At 57.8% G+C, this 15,095-nt stretch carries 9 protein-coding genes; 2 read left to right on the top strand and 7 right to left on the bottom strand.

The window, feature by feature from the left end:
• Positions 1 to 292: 292 nt before the first annotated feature.
• Positions 293 to 6,220: a dermonecrotic toxin domain-containing protein gene (locus ACA054_RS25785; RefSeq protein ID WP_497686753.1), complete on the top strand. Its 5,928-nt coding sequence runs from the start codon at positions 293 to 295 to the stop codon at positions 6,218 to 6,220.
• A 71-nt stretch (positions 6,221 to 6,291) separates the two neighbouring features.
• Here the strand turns inward: ACA054_RS25785 and argR are convergent, their stop codons facing one another.
• From argR to acs, 7 genes are all read right to left on the bottom strand, one after another.
• Entirely contained in the window at positions 6,292 to 7,272 is a 981-nt protein-coding gene (gene argR / locus ACA054_RS25790) for a transcriptional regulator ArgR (protein WP_497686754.1), read from the bottom strand.
• A 243-nt stretch (positions 7,273 to 7,515) separates the two neighbouring features.
• Positions 7,516 to 8,280, bottom strand: a complete 765-nt coding sequence (locus ACA054_RS25795; protein ID WP_497686755.1) for an ABC transporter ATP-binding protein — start codon at positions 8,278 to 8,280, stop codon at positions 7,516 to 7,518.
• 27 nt (positions 8,281 to 8,307) lie between these two features.
• On the bottom strand, positions 8,308 to 9,420 hold the full coding sequence (locus ACA054_RS25800; RefSeq protein ID WP_497686756.1) for a M14 family metallopeptidase: 1,113 nt from the start codon (positions 9,418 to 9,420) through the stop codon (positions 8,308 to 8,310).
• A 1-nt stretch (position 9,421) separates the two neighbouring features.
• Positions 9,422 to 10,120, bottom strand: a complete 699-nt coding sequence (locus tag ACA054_RS25805) for an ABC transporter permease (protein ID WP_459733834.1) — start codon at positions 10,118 to 10,120, stop codon at positions 9,422 to 9,424.
• A complete protein-coding gene (locus ACA054_RS25810; protein WP_497636296.1) occupies positions 10,117 to 10,806 on the bottom strand; it encodes an ABC transporter permease in 690 nt (229 codons plus the stop codon). The genes ACA054_RS25805 and ACA054_RS25810 overlap by 4 nt, the downstream gene beginning before the upstream one ends.
• Before the next feature lie 92 nt (positions 10,807 to 10,898).
• On the bottom strand, positions 10,899 to 11,675 hold the full coding sequence (locus tag ACA054_RS25815) for an ABC transporter substrate-binding protein (protein WP_497686757.1): 777 nt from the start codon (positions 11,673 to 11,675) through the stop codon (positions 10,899 to 10,901).
• Between the two features lie 704 nt (positions 11,676 to 12,379).
• On the bottom strand, positions 12,380 to 14,335 hold the full coding sequence (acs, locus tag ACA054_RS25820) for an acetate--CoA ligase (protein ID WP_497686758.1): 1,956 nt from the start codon (positions 14,333 to 14,335) through the stop codon (positions 12,380 to 12,382).
• Between the two features lie 484 nt (positions 14,336 to 14,819).
• Here acs and ACA054_RS25825 point away from each other — a divergent pair, with 484 nt between their 5' ends.
• Positions 14,820 to 15,083 carry a DUF2790 domain-containing protein gene (locus tag ACA054_RS25825; RefSeq protein WP_497686759.1) on the top strand — a complete coding sequence of 88 codons (264 nt, stop codon included), beginning with the start codon at positions 14,820 to 14,822 and terminating at the stop codon, positions 15,081 to 15,083.
• The last annotated feature ends 12 nt before the right edge of the window (positions 15,084 to 15,095 follow it).

The following is a 15,095-nucleotide window of genomic DNA, read 5'->3' on the forward strand; positions in this document are numbered from 1 at the left end:
AGAGGAACACCCGCCTGAAACTGGCGAGCGATGGGGGGATTGTAAGGACAGTTTTCAGCCCGGCCTTGCCGCCAAGCGACAACTTCTTATAGCGCAAACCCCGGTTTTTCCCGGGTTTACGGCAATGCGACATATAGGGTCGCAAAGGCGCAGTTTAAACTGCTGGAGGGGTTAGAGGCAGGGTTGTCGGGATTTCAATTCAGACATTCGGCACACCTTTAAATATGTACCGCATCTTGAGAGGTGCTTTCTGTTTTGCTCGGCGCTCTCTCAACGCTAAAGGATTGGCAAGATGCCCCCGACCGACGAACAGCAAGTAACCATTCTGGCTGAAGCGATAATCGCGCAACACCCGGACACCCACTATCAACATCTCAGCACCGCCATACCGCAATGGGTGGGCAAGGCTTCGCCTGCCAAGCGCCAAGCGTTGAAAAACACCCGCCCTCAGCTCCTCGAGCAACTCAAGGCAGCGCCAGCCACAGAACACGAAAAACTGCAGGCACTCAACGCTGCACACTGGACGGCGCAAAATGAAGTCGATCGAACGCTGGAACACCTGCAAGACGCGAGCGCATTTGCCGAGCCCTTGCTCAGAGAAGCCCTGAAAACCCGATTCGGCCTCGATCTGGACGTCAGAAAAACCTTCTTGCGCCTGTACATTCCCGCGACGATCCCCTGGTTCCCGGTCAAGTCCGGAGCGGCTCGCGCCTGGACGGTTTCGCTGCTGGACGCGGCCTTGCACAACTTTGAAGAGTCAGAAACCGAAGACAGCGCCTATGAGCCTGACTCGACCTTCATTACTGAACCCTCTGCGTCCGGACAATTCGACACCCTGCCCGCCCTCAAACGCACAATCACCATCCCGGCGTTTACCAGGTTATGCCGGGAGCTGGATATTGGCGGCCAATACACCACCTACCTGGAAGACGCCCTGGGTGTGTCCAACCCTGTCGTCGCGGCCACACTGCAACCCAAGGTAGCGACGAGTCAAAAAGCGGCGCTGAAAGCTGCGCTGCAATTTGCCCGGATGAACGGTGATATTCAGGTTGATTATTTCCGCCTGATTCAGGGCATGCTCGATGGCCTGCAAGGCATGAGACTGGATGGCCTGGACTTGCGGTGTCACGACTTGACGATGATGTCTACCAAACTCACCGGCATCGTGCTTTTTTCCCCGGACCTTGAACAGGCCCGGAAGGTGGTACGGGTGGTGGCTTATGTCCCGGAAGACCCGGAGCACCCGATCAAGGAGTACAGCTCGTTCGTCGAACTGATCAAGGAACTGACCCGACAATTACGCTCAAGCGATTATCAGCGTTATTTCAGTCGTTTCGTGGCCCATGAGCAACGAGGTCATTTCTTCGGCGAGCTGAGTCATCGCCTGGCAAAAATGACATGGCATCCAACCGTCGAAGGCAGCCACCTGCCCAATTGGCGGGAGACGCCCGTCGACGATCCCAATCTGCAATTCGCTGCCACCCCGTTCTACGACAATCTGTGGCAACACCTCTATCAGGAAAAACTGAACAAGATCCTCAATGACGCACGGGTCATTGCCGTTTCAACCGCAACCGTCGACCAGAACGCCCGCTGGGCACTGTGGGACTCCTTCTCAAAAATAGTATCTACGATCCTTGAGATTGCGACGTTCGTCATCGCGCCGTTCGTACCTTACCTGGGTGAACTGATGTTGGCTTATATGGCCTATCAACTGCTCAACGAGGCGTTCGAAGGCATCATCGATTGGGCACAAGGTCGGACCACCGAAGCGTTCGAGCACCTCATGGGCGTGGTCGAGTCTCTGGTCCAGCTAGGCGCCTTTGCAGTAGGTGGCACCATCGTCGCCGGTGAGTTTCGGGCAGTGCTTCCCGGTGAAATAGTGAAATTCATCGATCAGTTCAAACCCGTTGAGGTCCGCAACGGTAAAACCCGTTACTGGAAACCGGACCTGGCCCCCTACGAGCAGAACATTGCACTGCCGCAAGGTTCGAAAGCCAACAACCTGGGCCTGCACCGGTACGAAGGCAAAAACATTGTGCCCATCGAGGATGCGCACTACGCCGTGAGCGAGAACCCTGACAGCGGCCAGCACCACATTGAGCATCCGAGCCGACCCGACGCTTACAAGCCAACACTGCGGCACAACGGAGATGGCGCGTGGCACACGGAACTGGAGCAACCACTGGAGTGGGATACAGCCACTGCATTGCGTCGTATTGGCCACCCTGTCGAGTCATTTTCTCCTGCCCGGCGCGAGCAGATTCTCAAGGTCAGTGGCTACCCGGAGAACGCACTGCGCAAAATGCACGTCAACCAGGAGCCATTACCGCCACTGCTGGCCGACACTATCAAGCGTTTCAAAATAGATCAGGACCTTCAACACTTTGCTGACCAGATCGCCAGCGACCTGCCTGAACATTACCTCAACGCCGATCCACAGACTCAGCTGCAGACTCTCAAGGACGAAGGCTTATGGCCAGATAGCAAAAGGCTGCGCCTGCTCAATGAACAAGGACAGATCGCCTGGGAATCTTCAACCAACGAGAACCTGCCCCTGACAGTGATTCGCCAAGACAAGCTGAGCGACGGGGATTTGCTCAAAACACTCCTTCAAACCCTTGATGAAAGTGAGATGAAAACGCTGCTGGGTGAAGAGTTCGGCGGTCCGATAATCACCCTCGACATCCGCACCAGGACCCTGAGGACGAAATTGGCGCAGATCGCCAAGAAGCAAAGAGCCTCACGCTTTGATTCACGCTACAAATCCCTCGAGCAAAATGAAAACCCACTCGTACAAAACATTGTCCAGGCTGAACCAGAGCTGCCTGCAAGCGTCGCGCAAGAACTGCTGAACGTTGCCACCGGTTCGGAACTGCAACAGATCAGCCAGGGACAACTGCCTGATCGACTGGTACCACTCGCAAACCTGGCCAAACAAGAAGTGCGCGTCACCCACGCCTATGGAGGACTGGAACTGGAGTCGGTTGAAAGTCCGGATACCGACATACTCGCGCTGCACACCCTGCAAACATTGCCTGGCTGGTCTTCTGACGTGCGCATAGAAGTGCGCAATGACTCCTATGGCGGAGAACTGCGCGACAGTATCGGCCGCGAGGATGCGTCCATATACAAAGTTTTGGTCCGCCAGGAAAACGGTACGTACGAGGCCTATGACAACGAGGGACAGCAATTACATGGGGCCGCGGATCTCTACACCAGCATCTTGCAGGCGCTGCCAAATGCCGAGCGCACCGCACTGAACACTCACATCGGCCAAGGGGAGAAGCTCAAACAGATGGTTCGCGACAAGCCTCTGGAGAGAAACGAGCTTCGAACGGCGCTTTCGTTCCAAAGCATCCGGGAACCGGTCGTTGACACACTGCGCCTGTTAGGCATGGAAGGGTATCCCCGCCTTGTGGGTGAGCCTCCACGCACATTGGAAGAAAGGGTACTGGAAGTTTACCCGAGCCTTTCTCTCGAAGAGGTCCAGTCCCTGATTCAGACGCTGCAAAACCATCCCGCAGGCCCGCGCGCAGAACTTTCCCGCTTGCGCAACGAGTACTTTGAGCTGATGAATGATCTGCAAATATGGGCCAATGATCCACCGCGCCTTCACCCGGAAACCGGTGTCAGGCTCAGCCGGGAGGAATCTACAATCGCAACACGAAATCGAAGACTCTTCAGGGAGGAAATACTGCGTTGCTGGCGCAGGGAAACAGGCGGAAATCATGGCTATGCACTTCAACTCCTGGAACCGACACTCGGGGACCTCCCCACCCTGAGCGCCGACTTCAGCCATGTTTCCATTCTGTCGCTCAACGGAAGCAGCACCACGCGTGGAGTCCTTCCTTTCCTTGAGCACTTCCGAAGGCTACTACGCCTGGAAATGCGCAATTTCACCCTGGATGATCTGCCCCAGGCAATCAGCAGAATGCCGACACTTCGGCAACTGAGGTTGCGCGATTGCGGCATCGTACTCACCCCCGACGGTCAGGCAACACTCTCATCACTCGACAGCCTCACAATGCTGGATCTGCATGGCAATCCACTAGGGCTCACCCCCGATATGGAAGCCATGCCCGGGCTGAGCTACATTCGACTGTCCAACACAGGTATTTCCAGCCTTCCAACCGGTCTGTCGAATCACCCGCGGCTTAGAATAGCGATCTTCAATGGCAACCAGATAAGCGAACTTCCCGACGCGCTCTTCAATCTTCCCGTTAACCGCAGCAAGGGGTTTCATTTCTCCGGCAATCCACTGCACTCAACCACCCGAGAAAGAATAAAGACCCACTACAGTCGAACCGGGCAGAACTTTGGGGTATTGGCCGAACAGGCCGATCTCGATCTAACCAGAGCGTTGTATCCTGGCCTGGACAACGAACAAGCAAGTGATTTGATCTATCGCTTACCCGGGACGCTGGATGAAGGCCGAATCCAGCTCACCCACCGGGAAGCAGAGATCACCCAGTTAATCATCGACCTTACTGCATGGGCTCGTGACGTTCCTGACCGCCACCCCTCAACTGGCCAGCCTCTCTACGCCACCGAGATGTACGCCAATCACGTCGCAAGAGAAGTATTCAGCCAAGACCTTGAACGGTTCTGGCGCCAGAGATCGACAGACAATCCAGGAGTAACAAGGGGAGACAAGCTCGAGTCGACCCTGGCATTCACAGGTGATATGCCTGTGCTCACAGCGGATTTCAGCCATGTTTCCTTCCTGACCCTCAATGGCAACCGTGCCGTCGGTGCAACCGACCCGTTCCTCGAGCTGTTTGCGGGATTACGCAGCCTGCAAATGCGCAATTTCGCCCTGGAACAGGTTCCCCGGGCGATCACCCGCATGCCGGTACTTGAGGAGCTGGTGTTGAGTGATTGCGGCGTTGTACTCACTCCCGAGAGCCAGGCAGCTCTTTCATCACTCAGAGAGCTTGCAATACTGGACCTGCGCTACAACCCGCTAGGCATCGTACCCAGCCTGGAGGCCATGCCTGGGTTAACCCATATCGACCTTTCCAATACCGGCATTTCCAGCGTTCCCGCCGGCCTGTCGAGTCATCCACGGCTTGATATGGCGATCTTCAGTGGCAATCAGATAACCGAACTGCCCGACGCCCTCTTCAACCTTCCCGCCAGCACCAGTGAGGAGTTGGATTTCGGCAACAATCCACTGTCCGCAGTCACCCGAGAACGGATAAAAACCTATTACAGTCAGACCGAGCAATACCTTGGGGTATCGGCTGAACAGGTTGATCTCGATCAGGCACAAGCGCTATATCCAAGCCTGGACACCGAAGAGGCGAGTCACTTTATCTATAGCTTACCTGGCACGCTGGAGGACGGACGAACCTTACTGACACGCAAGGAGGCCGAGCTCGTCGCCTTGGTTAACGACCTTACGGTATGGATGACCGATATACCCCAAGACCACCCAATAACAGGCAACCCCCTCAATGCCGAGGAACTGCTCCAGGAGCAGTACAAAAGAAAGGAGTTCAAGGAGAGCCTGGAACGGTGCTGGCGCCAGATCCCAACAGAAAGTGTGGCCACGAGCGAATTCGGGTTTGCATCGAGCCTGCCGATCATGGGGGATTTGCCTGTGCTGACAGCCGACTTCAGCCATGTGCCCGAACTGTACCTGACGAGCGCTGGCGACATTGCCCCAAGGGCAAGTCGTTTCCTGGAGTATTTCCCGAACCTGGAAAGCCTTACCGTACGGGGCTACCAGCTGGATAACATCCCCGAAGCCGTCTTCAGGATGGGTAGGTTGACGGCATTGAACCTGCCTGAATGCCGTATCACCTTGACTCAGCAAACGCTCAATGCATTGGCAGGCATTGAGCACCTTGACCATCTGAATCTCAGGAACAATCCACTAGGCCTCACCCCCGATCTCAGCAACATGACGGATATATCGACATTGGATCTGAGTCATACAGGTATCACGGAAATTCCAGGCGGTTTGCTCAGTATCGATTCCTTGACGGACGTCGACCTGAGCCATAACGCAATTACCGAGATGCCAGTCGAGCTCATGCAAGTCCATCCGGATCGCAGTGACGGTTTTGACCTCAATGGTAATCCATTCACTGAAGAAAGCCTGCAACGCATTGCCGCTTACTTTCGCGCCACGGGGAACGATCTCAATATTGACGAGGTAGCCAATAGGCCAGCTGCGGCGGATGAGGCCCCAGATACTGATATGGAAGACTGAGCGCAGGGAATGTGCCCGGGGCCATGGTGCATAACGGCGTCCCATGGCCTCCACTCAATATCCCGTTCAGCCTATCCTCGCTCTGAAGGCACCGAGGACAATTCGAACGGGCTGCTGCTGCGCCGCTGGTTGCGATCTTCGCGCGGTGTGGCACCGAAGAAATTGCGGTACGCGCTGGAGAAGTGCGGCCCTGAGGAGAAACCACAGGACAGGCCGATCTGGATGATCGACTTGCTGGTTTGCATCAACATCTGCCGGGCCTTGTTCAGGCGCAGTTCCAGATAGTACTGGCTCGGCACGCGGTTGAGGTATTGCTTGAAGATCCGCTCCAGTTGCCGACGGGACACGCACACATGCTGAGCGATTTCGTCGGTGGTCAGCGGCTCTTCGATGTTGGCTTCCATCAGCAACACCGCCTGGGTGAGCTTTGGATGGCTGGAGCCAAGGCGGTTCTGCAACGGAATGCGTTGGCGCTCACCCCCCTCACGAATACGCTCGACCACCAGCTCCTCCGACACCGCGCCGGCCAGCTCGGCGCCGTGATCGCGAGCCAGTACCGCCAACAGCAAGTCGAGCACCGACAGGCCGCCACACGCGGTCAGGCGATCGCGATCCCAGTCGAACAGATGACTGGTGGCGATGACTTTCGGGAAGCGCTCGGCGAAATCATCCTGCCAGCGCCAGTGCACCGCAGCGCGGTAACCGTCGAGCAAGCCCAGTTGCGCCAACGGATAAACACCAGCCGACAGCCCGCCGATCACGCAGCCCGCACGCACCAGCTGCTTGAGCGCACTGCTCAGCGCTGGCGCGAGACTGGTCGGCGGCTCGTCAGCGAGCAGGAACAGTTTCTGGAAGTTTTCGAGCTTGCCGGCCCAGGGTTCACCGGGCAATTGCCATTGGCCTTCGCTCGGCGGTTCGGCCTGCAAAAACGAGAGTTCGTAGACCACGTCCGGGTGCACACGCTGGGCAACTCGCAAGGCCTCCTCAGCCAGCGCCAGCGTCAGTGCTTTTGTGCTGGGCCAAATCAGGAAACCTATTCGATGGGCAGTCATGGCGGGCAATCCGAAACGAAAACAGTGAAGAAGGCATGGGCCAATGCTAGCCCGGAAATGAACGCAAATCTCAAAACCAACTGAGATCAACTGTAGGAGCCGGCTTGCTGGCGATGGCGGTATGTCTGTGCCAGATATTTAAATTGACCCACCGCTATCGCCAGCAAGCCGGCTCCTACAGGGGATCGGCCAGCCTCTGGATCGCGAAGCATGCACTATCCCGGTGCACAACGGCAGCCCTGATTACTTCAGGCTGCCCGAGAGGAATTGTTGCAAACGTTCGGACTGTGGATTGACCAGCACCTCACGCGGGTTGCCGCTTTCTTCAACGATACCTTTGTGCAGGAACACCAGTTGGTTCGACACTTCACGGGCGAAGCCCATTTCGTGGGTCACCACCACCATGGTCCGGCCTTCCTGGGCCAGGGCCTGCATGACCTTCAGCACGTCGCCGACCAGTTCCGGGTCGAGGGCTGAGGTCGGTTCGTCGAACAGCATCACCTCAGGCTCCATCGCCAGCGCACGGGCAATCGCCACGCGCTGCTGTTCACCGCCGGACATGTGGCCCGGGTAAGCGTCTTTACGATGCGCCACGCCAACCTTGTTCAGGTAGTGCTCGGCTTTTTCACGGGCTTCGGCCTTGGACATGCCCAGCACGTGAACCGGCGCTTCCATGATGTTTTCCAGCGCGGTCATGTGCGACCACAGATTGAAATGCTGGAACACCATCGACAGGCGCGAACGCATGCGTTGCAGCTGTTTCGGGTCGGCAGCTTTCATTGCGCCGTCCTTGTTCGCCACCAGTTTCAGCTCTTCGTTGTTGAGCAGGATCCTGCCCGCGTGCGGCTGCTCCAGCAGATTGATGCAGCGCAGGAAGGTACTCTTGCCGGAGCCACTGGAGCCGATGATGCTGATCACATCGCCGGCCGCCGCTTTCAGGGACACGCCCTTGAGCACTTCGTGACTGCCATAGCGTTTATGCAGGTCTTGGACTTCAAGTTTGTACATGCGGTCGGTTCTCACAAAAACAGTCAGTCAGTCGTTGAGCAAGCGCCCGTGACGCAGCGCTTCGCGCCCCGCCACCTTGGCCAGCCAGAAACCGGGTTGGGCGTAACGCAGCCGTTCAATGGCAAACAGCACCCCGGACGTACCAGCACACACCGTGCTGACCCGATCCGCCAGCGGATCGATCACTTCGAAAATCTCATCGCCTGCCTCAACCCATTCACCGGGTTTGCGCAGGAAACTCACCACACCGGGATGCGGCGCGAACAGCAATTCAGTACCTTCGAACGGCAGGCCTTCGCACGCCTCCTGCGCAGGTTGCGGCCAGTCACCGCTGATCAATCCCTGCTCGGCGAGGAACGCCAGAATGCCTTCGGCGTAGGCCTCGGTTTCAGAGCGGCCGGTATCAGCCTGACCACCCAGTTCAAGGGTAGTCGCCAGGCACGCCAGCGGAATCTGCGCATCCGGGAACAGACGCGACAGGCGCAACCACGGCAGCGAACAGGCTTCATCAAAAGAGCTGCCGCCGGAATCTTCCGCCAGCAAGCCAACCCGGACATTCAGGTGCGCCGCTAGCGAACGCCACTGCGGCCAGTGTTGCGGCAAGGCGTACATGTGCAGCGCGGCTTCGGTATCGCAATGCAGGTCCAGCACCACATCGGCGGTGCAGGCATGGCTGAGCAGGATGCGCTGCATGCCTTGCAACTGACTGGAGGCAGGCGGCAAAGCGGCCAGCACATCACTCATGGTCTGGCGAATCAAACGGATATTGGCGTGAGGATCATCGCCCAGGTGCCCGGCAAGCTCGGCGGCCACTGGCGCGCTCAACTCAACGAAATCCCGGTTGAAATTCTTGCCGCTACCGGCCTCGAAACGCCCTTGATGATTGCCCTGCAGCAACTGACCGAGACCCAATGGATTGGCCACCGGCACCAGTTCAATCACACCGTTCAACAGGCCTTGGGCTTCGAGTTCGGCCAGGCGCTTTTTCAGCGCCCAGGCCGTGCGCATGCCCGGCAGTTCGTCGGCGTGGAGGCTGGCCTGGATGTAGGCCTTGCGCTCGCCATTGCCGAAGCGGAACACCGAGATCTGGCGTTCGCTGCCCAGGTGGCTCCACGGCAATGAATGATCGATGCGTTCCATATCAGTGCTTCCGCGGGGCCAGGTAGCCCAGCCAGCGGCGCTCGGCCATCTTGAACAGCTTCACCAGAATGAAGGTCAGGCACAGGTAGAACACGCCGGCGGTGATATACGCCTCGAACGGCAGGTAGAACTGCGCGTTGACCGTGCGCGCAGCACCGGTGATGTCGATCAGGGTCACGATGGATGCCAGACTGGTGGTCTGCAGCATCATGATCACTTCGTTGCTGTACTGCGGCAGCGCCCGGCGCAGGGCCGACGGCAGCAGGATGCGCTTGTACATCTTGAAGCGCGACATGCCCATGGCCTTGGCCGCTTCGATCTCGCCGTTCGGCGTGGCACGCAGGCTGCCGGCGATGATTTCGGCGGTGTAGGCGCTGGTGTTGATGGCAAACGCCAGGCACGCACAGAACGTGGCGCTGGACAGCCACGGCCACAAGAAGCTTTCACGTACGGCTTCGAACTGCGCCAGACCGTAGTAGATCAAAAACAGCTGCACCAGCATCGGCGTGCCGCGGATCACGTAGGTATAAAGCCAGGCCGACATGTTGACCACGGCGTTTTTCGAGACGCGCATCAAGCCCAGCGGCAACGCACACAGCAAGCCGAAGAACAGCGACAGCGCGAGCAATTTGAGGGTGGTCAGCAGGCCGCCAAAGTACAGCGGCAAGGCCTCCCAAATGACGTTGTAGTCGAAGATCATAGCTCAGCCGCCCTTACGCCTACCGAGTAGCGCTTCTCGAGGTGACGCAATGCCAGCAACGAGACACTGGTGATCACCAGATACATCGCCGCCACTGCGAGGAAGAAGGTGAATGGTTCGCGGGTAGCGTCTGCTGCCTGCTTGGCCTTGAACATCATGTCTTGCAGGCCCACCACCGAAATCAGTGCGGTAGCCTTGGTCAGCACCAGCCAGTTGTTGGTGAAACCCGGAATCGCCAGGCGAATCATCTGCGGCACCAGCACCCGGAAGAACACCTGGAAACTGCTCATGCCGTAGGCCATGCCCGCTTCGGCCTGCCCTTTGGGGATCGCCATGAACGCGCCACGGAAGGTTTCCGACAGGTACGCACCGAAGATAAAGCCCAAGGTGCCGATACCGGCGGCCAACGGGTTCAGGTCGATGTAGTCGTCATAGCCCAGCATCGGCGCGACGCGATTGAGCAGGTCCTGGCCGCCGTAGAAAATCAGCAGGATCAGCACCAGGTCGGGAATCCCGCGGATCACCGTGGAATACAAATCGCCCAGCCAGGCCAGCCAGCGCACCGGCGACAGACGCAGTGCCACGCCGATCAGGCCCAGGACAATGGCCAGGGCCATGGACGACAAGGCGAGCTGAAGCGTCAGCCAAACGCCATCGAGGATGACAGCCCCGTAGCCTTTCAACATGATTCAGGTCCTCGAAAGTTGGGATGAAAAAATGGCGCAAACCTCAGAGATCCTGTTGCTTGCGCCATTTAGGACTTGTCGTTGCGACGTGTTTACTTGCCGTAAATGTCGAAATCGAAGTACTTGTCCTGGATTTGCTTGTACTTGCCATTCTCGCGGATGGCAGTGATCGCGGTGTTGATCTTGTCCTTCAGTGCGTCACCTTTACGAACTGCGATACCCACGCCGTCGCCGAAGTATTTGACGTCGGTGAACGCCGGCCCAACGAAGGCGAAGCCTTTACCGGCGTCGGTTTTCAGGAAGCCGTCATTCAACAGGGTAGCGTCTGCCACGGTGCCGTCGAGGCGGCCGGCGGCCACGTCGAGATAAATTTCGTTCTGCGAACCGTATGGCTTGATCTCGGCACCCAGTGGCGCCAGGACTTCGCGGGCGAAACGCTCGTGGATCGAACCACGCTGTACGCCGATGTTCTTGCCCTTGAGCTCGGTCAGGCCGTCGCTGACCTGAGTGCCTTGCTTCATGACCAGGCGAGCCGGGGTGTTGTAGTACTTGTTGGTGAAGTCCACGGACTTCTTGCGGTCTTCAGTGATCGACATGGAGGACAGGATCGCGTCGATCTTGCGCACTTTCAGGGCCGGGATCAGACCGTCGAACTCTTGCTCGACCCACACGCACTTGACCTTCATCTCTTCGCACAGGGCGTTACCGATGTCGTAGTCGAAACCCACGATGCTGCCGTCCGGTGCTTTGGAAGCGAACGGAGGGTAAGCCGCTTCGATACCGATCTTCAGAGGTTTTTCATCGGCGAAGGATGGCATGGACAGCACGGCGGACATTGCCAGGGCGCCAAGCAGCACGAGTTTCTTCATCTTGGGACTCCATCGGTAAAGGGCTAAAACGGCAGAGTGAGCGACAGCCCAATATGCGAATGAGTGGAACCGGAAAGCGTTGCTGCGTCCCGGGATGCGAGTGTTGAAATTAAACACCGGCAACGACGAGCGAGTGATCGGCATTCTAACGACAGGCCCGAAGCCGATATTTCTTCAATGCGACAACTAATTACAGATGCACCGAGAAAGCCGTTCGAGCACGTTGACAGCCCTGCAAAATCATGCAAGAGCAAAAGACAGTGAACCGATCTATATTGCAAGTTGCGGGCCTATTATTGGCAAACCCTTCTAATCCGGCAAGCGCAGCGTGGGGTCTTATTTTTTGCGCAAGCGTCTGAAGCCCTGACCGGGGGCTTGGCGTTTCCCAATGCCCCGTATGGGCGCGGCGCGGTTACACATTCAGTAACCTGAAAAATCGCGGGTAACAGTAGGAAACATCCCACAGAGGAAGCCGATAATTATTGGCCGATATTTAAGTGGCGCCTGACAAACCGCCATCGCGAGCAAGCTCGCTCCCACAGTGGTTTGGTATCGAACGCAAATTCCGCATTCACTGCAGATCCCCTGTGGGAGCGAGCTTGCTCGCGATGAGGCCAGCCCAGACCACACAAAAACCTCAGGCACAAAAAAGCCCCGCCAGACTCAACATCTGACGGGGCGTTTATGTGACTCAGAACCGCCGCTTACGCCACATTCATGGTCCTGTGCGTATCAATCAAATGCTGCACCACACCCGGATCTGCCAGTGTGGAGATATCGCCCAACGCATCGTACTCAGCGGTAGCAATCTTGCGCAGAATCCGGCGCATGATCTTGCCCGACCGAGTCTTCGGCAGCCCCGGCGCCCACTGGATCACATCCGGCGAAGCAATCGGACCGATCTCCTTGCGCACCCAGTTTTTCAGCTCCAGGCGCAGTTGCTCGTTCGGCTCCTCGCCAGAGATCAGGGTGACATACACGTAGATGCCCTGCCCCTTGATGTCGTGCGGCACACCGACCACCGCCGCTTCGGCGACTTTCGGGTGAGCGACCATCGCGCTTTCGATCTCGGCGGTGCCCATGCGGTGGCCGGACACGTTGAGCACGTCGTCGACGCGACCGGTGATCCAGTAGTAACCGTCTTCGTCACGACGGGCACCGTCACCGGTGAAGTACATGCCGCGGAAGGTCTTGAAGTAAGTGTCAACGAAGCGGTCATGGTCGCCGTACAGCGTACGCGCCTGGCCCGGCCACGAATCGAGAATCACCAGGTTGCCCTCGGCCGCACCCTCGATGATATTGCCCAGGTTGTCCACCAGGGCCGGCACCACGCCAAAGAACGGACGCGCCGCGGAACCCGGCTTCAAGCCATGGGCACCGGGCAGCGGGCTCATCAGGGTCGCACCGGTTTCGGTCTGCCACCAGGTGTCGACGATCGGGCAACGGGATTGACCGACGTTCTTGTAGTACCAGTCCCAGGCTTCCGGGTTGATCGGCTCGCCCACCGAACCCAACAGGCGCAGGCTGCTGCCATCGGCGCCTTCAACGGCGGCGGTACCCGACGCCATCATCGCGCGAATCGCGGTGGGTGCGGTGTAGAGGATGTTGACCTTGTGCTTGTCGACGATCTTCGCCACCCGGGTGATGTCCGGATAGTTCGGCACGCCTTCGAACAGCAGCGTGGTCGCGCCGTTGGCCAGCGGGCCGTAGACGATGTAGGTGTGGCCGGTGACCCAGCCGACGTCGGCGGTGCACCAGTAGATTTCACCCGGGCGGTAGTCGAACACGCGTTCGTGGGTCATGGCCGCGTACAACAGATAGCCGCCAGTGGTGTGCTGCACGCCCTTGGGCTTGCCGGTGGAGCCGGAGGTGTAAAGGATGAACAGCGCTTCTTCGGCGCCCATCTCTTTGGGGGCGCAAACGGTGCCCGCCACTTTCATCAAGTCTTCGTACCAGATGTCGCGGTGCTGGTTCCACTTGATCTCGCCACCGGTGCGCTTGCACACGATGACTTTCTGGATGCTGCTGGTTTCCGGATTGGTCAGGGCGTCATCGACGTTGGCCTTGAGCGGAATCTTCTTACCGGCACGAATGCCTTCGTCAGCGGTGATCACCACCTTGGAGCGGCAGTCGATGATGCGACCGGCCAGGGCCTCCGGCGAGAAACCGCCGAACACCACCGAGTGAATCGCGCCGATCCGGGTACAGGCCAGCATGGCGACCACGGCTTCGGGGATCATCGGCATATAGATCGTTACCACATCGCCGCGGTGCACGTCCTGGCCACGCAAGGCGTTGGCGAACTTGCAGACTTGTTCGTGCAGTTCGCGGTAGGTGATGTTGCGGCTTTCGGACGGATCATCACCTTCCCAGATGATCGCAACCTGGTCGCCGCGCTCGGCCAGATGACGGTCGAGGCAGTTGTAGGAAACGTTCAGGGTGCCGTCGGCGAACCATTTGATGTCGACATGGTGATCATCGAAGGAAGTCTGCTTGACCGTGGTGAAAGGCTTGATCCAGTCGAGGCGCTTGGCTTGCTCGCGCCAGAAGCCGTCCGGGTTGACGACCGACTGCTGGTACATGGCCTTGTAGGTCGCCTCGTCGGTCAGGGTATTGGCCAGAACCTCGGGACGAACGGGATACAGGGAAGCCGCACTCATCTTTCTTACCTCGGTGGAATAGTTGTTTTTGTATGACCCTGTTGTAGCCGGGTGGGGCCTATAGAACCATTCGACGATGGTAGTAACAAGCCCACACAAAACGTCCTGACAACCGCGAAACACGCCTGGTACAAATGTCCCAAATCCCCCTTACTGATCGTTCCCACGCTCTGCGTGGGAATGCAGCCCGTGACGCTCCGCGTCACTGGACGCAGAGCGTCCCTTGAGGCATTCCTTTGCGGCGCATGGGAACGATCAGAATCTAATCAGGGATTGTTACAAAATCCGTCAAAGGTGTTTATCAAATCCACGCCTATATGAATGCCACCCCCACGCCTAAAATTCGCCCCGCCAACCCGGCAAACTGAGTTAACCCAGTTACAGCCCCCACGAAGGCAGTTAACCCAAATCCAAATAGTCAGACCCACACGCAACCCCAAAAAGGTTGCGTGACCCCACTCGACTTTTAAAAGGTAAACACTAGATGAAAGCTTTATTGGTTCTGGCCCTCACTAGCCTGTGCGCAACCGCCATGGCAGACGAGGTCCAGACTGATGTCGCGCAGCAACAACCGGCCATCGAGGATTACACTTACTCGATGCACCTGGACATCGCCAAAGTTATTTCAATGAGCGAAGTCCCCAATGTGTGTGAAGTTGTCCCGATGAAAATGGAATATGACGACTCCAAAGGCCAGCGCCATATTCTGCGTTACAGCGTCATGGGTAACGGCTGCTCCAGCGGCTGATCTGACTGCGCC

This window comes from Pseudomonas sp. LBUM1653, assembly GCF_059716115.1.

Bases quoted from the DNA above. Each gene is read 5' to 3' on its own strand.
- ACA054_RS25785 (WP_497686753.1), top strand. From the start codon at position 293: ATGCCCCCGACCGACGAACAGCAAGTAACCATTCTGGCTGAAGCGATA.
- argR (WP_497686754.1), bottom strand. From the start codon at position 7,272: ATGACTGCCCATCGAATAGGTTTCCTGATTTGGCCCAGCACAAAAGCA.
- ACA054_RS25795 (WP_497686755.1), bottom strand. From the start codon at position 8,280: ATGTACAAACTTGAAGTCCAAGACCTGCATAAACGCTATGGCAGTCAC.
- ACA054_RS25800 (WP_497686756.1), bottom strand. From the start codon at position 9,420: ATGGAACGCATCGATCATTCATTGCCGTGGAGCCACCTGGGCAGCGAA.
- ACA054_RS25805 (WP_459733834.1), bottom strand. From the start codon at position 10,120: ATGATCTTCGACTACAACGTCATTTGGGAGGCCTTGCCGCTGTACTTT.
- ACA054_RS25810 (WP_497636296.1), bottom strand. From the start codon at position 10,806: ATGTTGAAAGGCTACGGGGCTGTCATCCTCGATGGCGTTTGGCTGACG.
- ACA054_RS25815 (WP_497686757.1), bottom strand. From the start codon at position 11,675: ATGAAGAAACTCGTGCTGCTTGGCGCCCTGGCAATGTCCGCCGTGCTG.
- acs (WP_497686758.1), bottom strand. From the start codon at position 14,335: ATGAGTGCGGCTTCCCTGTATCCCGTTCGTCCCGAGGTTCTGGCCAAT.
- ACA054_RS25825 (WP_497686759.1), top strand. From the start codon at position 14,820: ATGAAAGCTTTATTGGTTCTGGCCCTCACTAGCCTGTGCGCAACCGCC.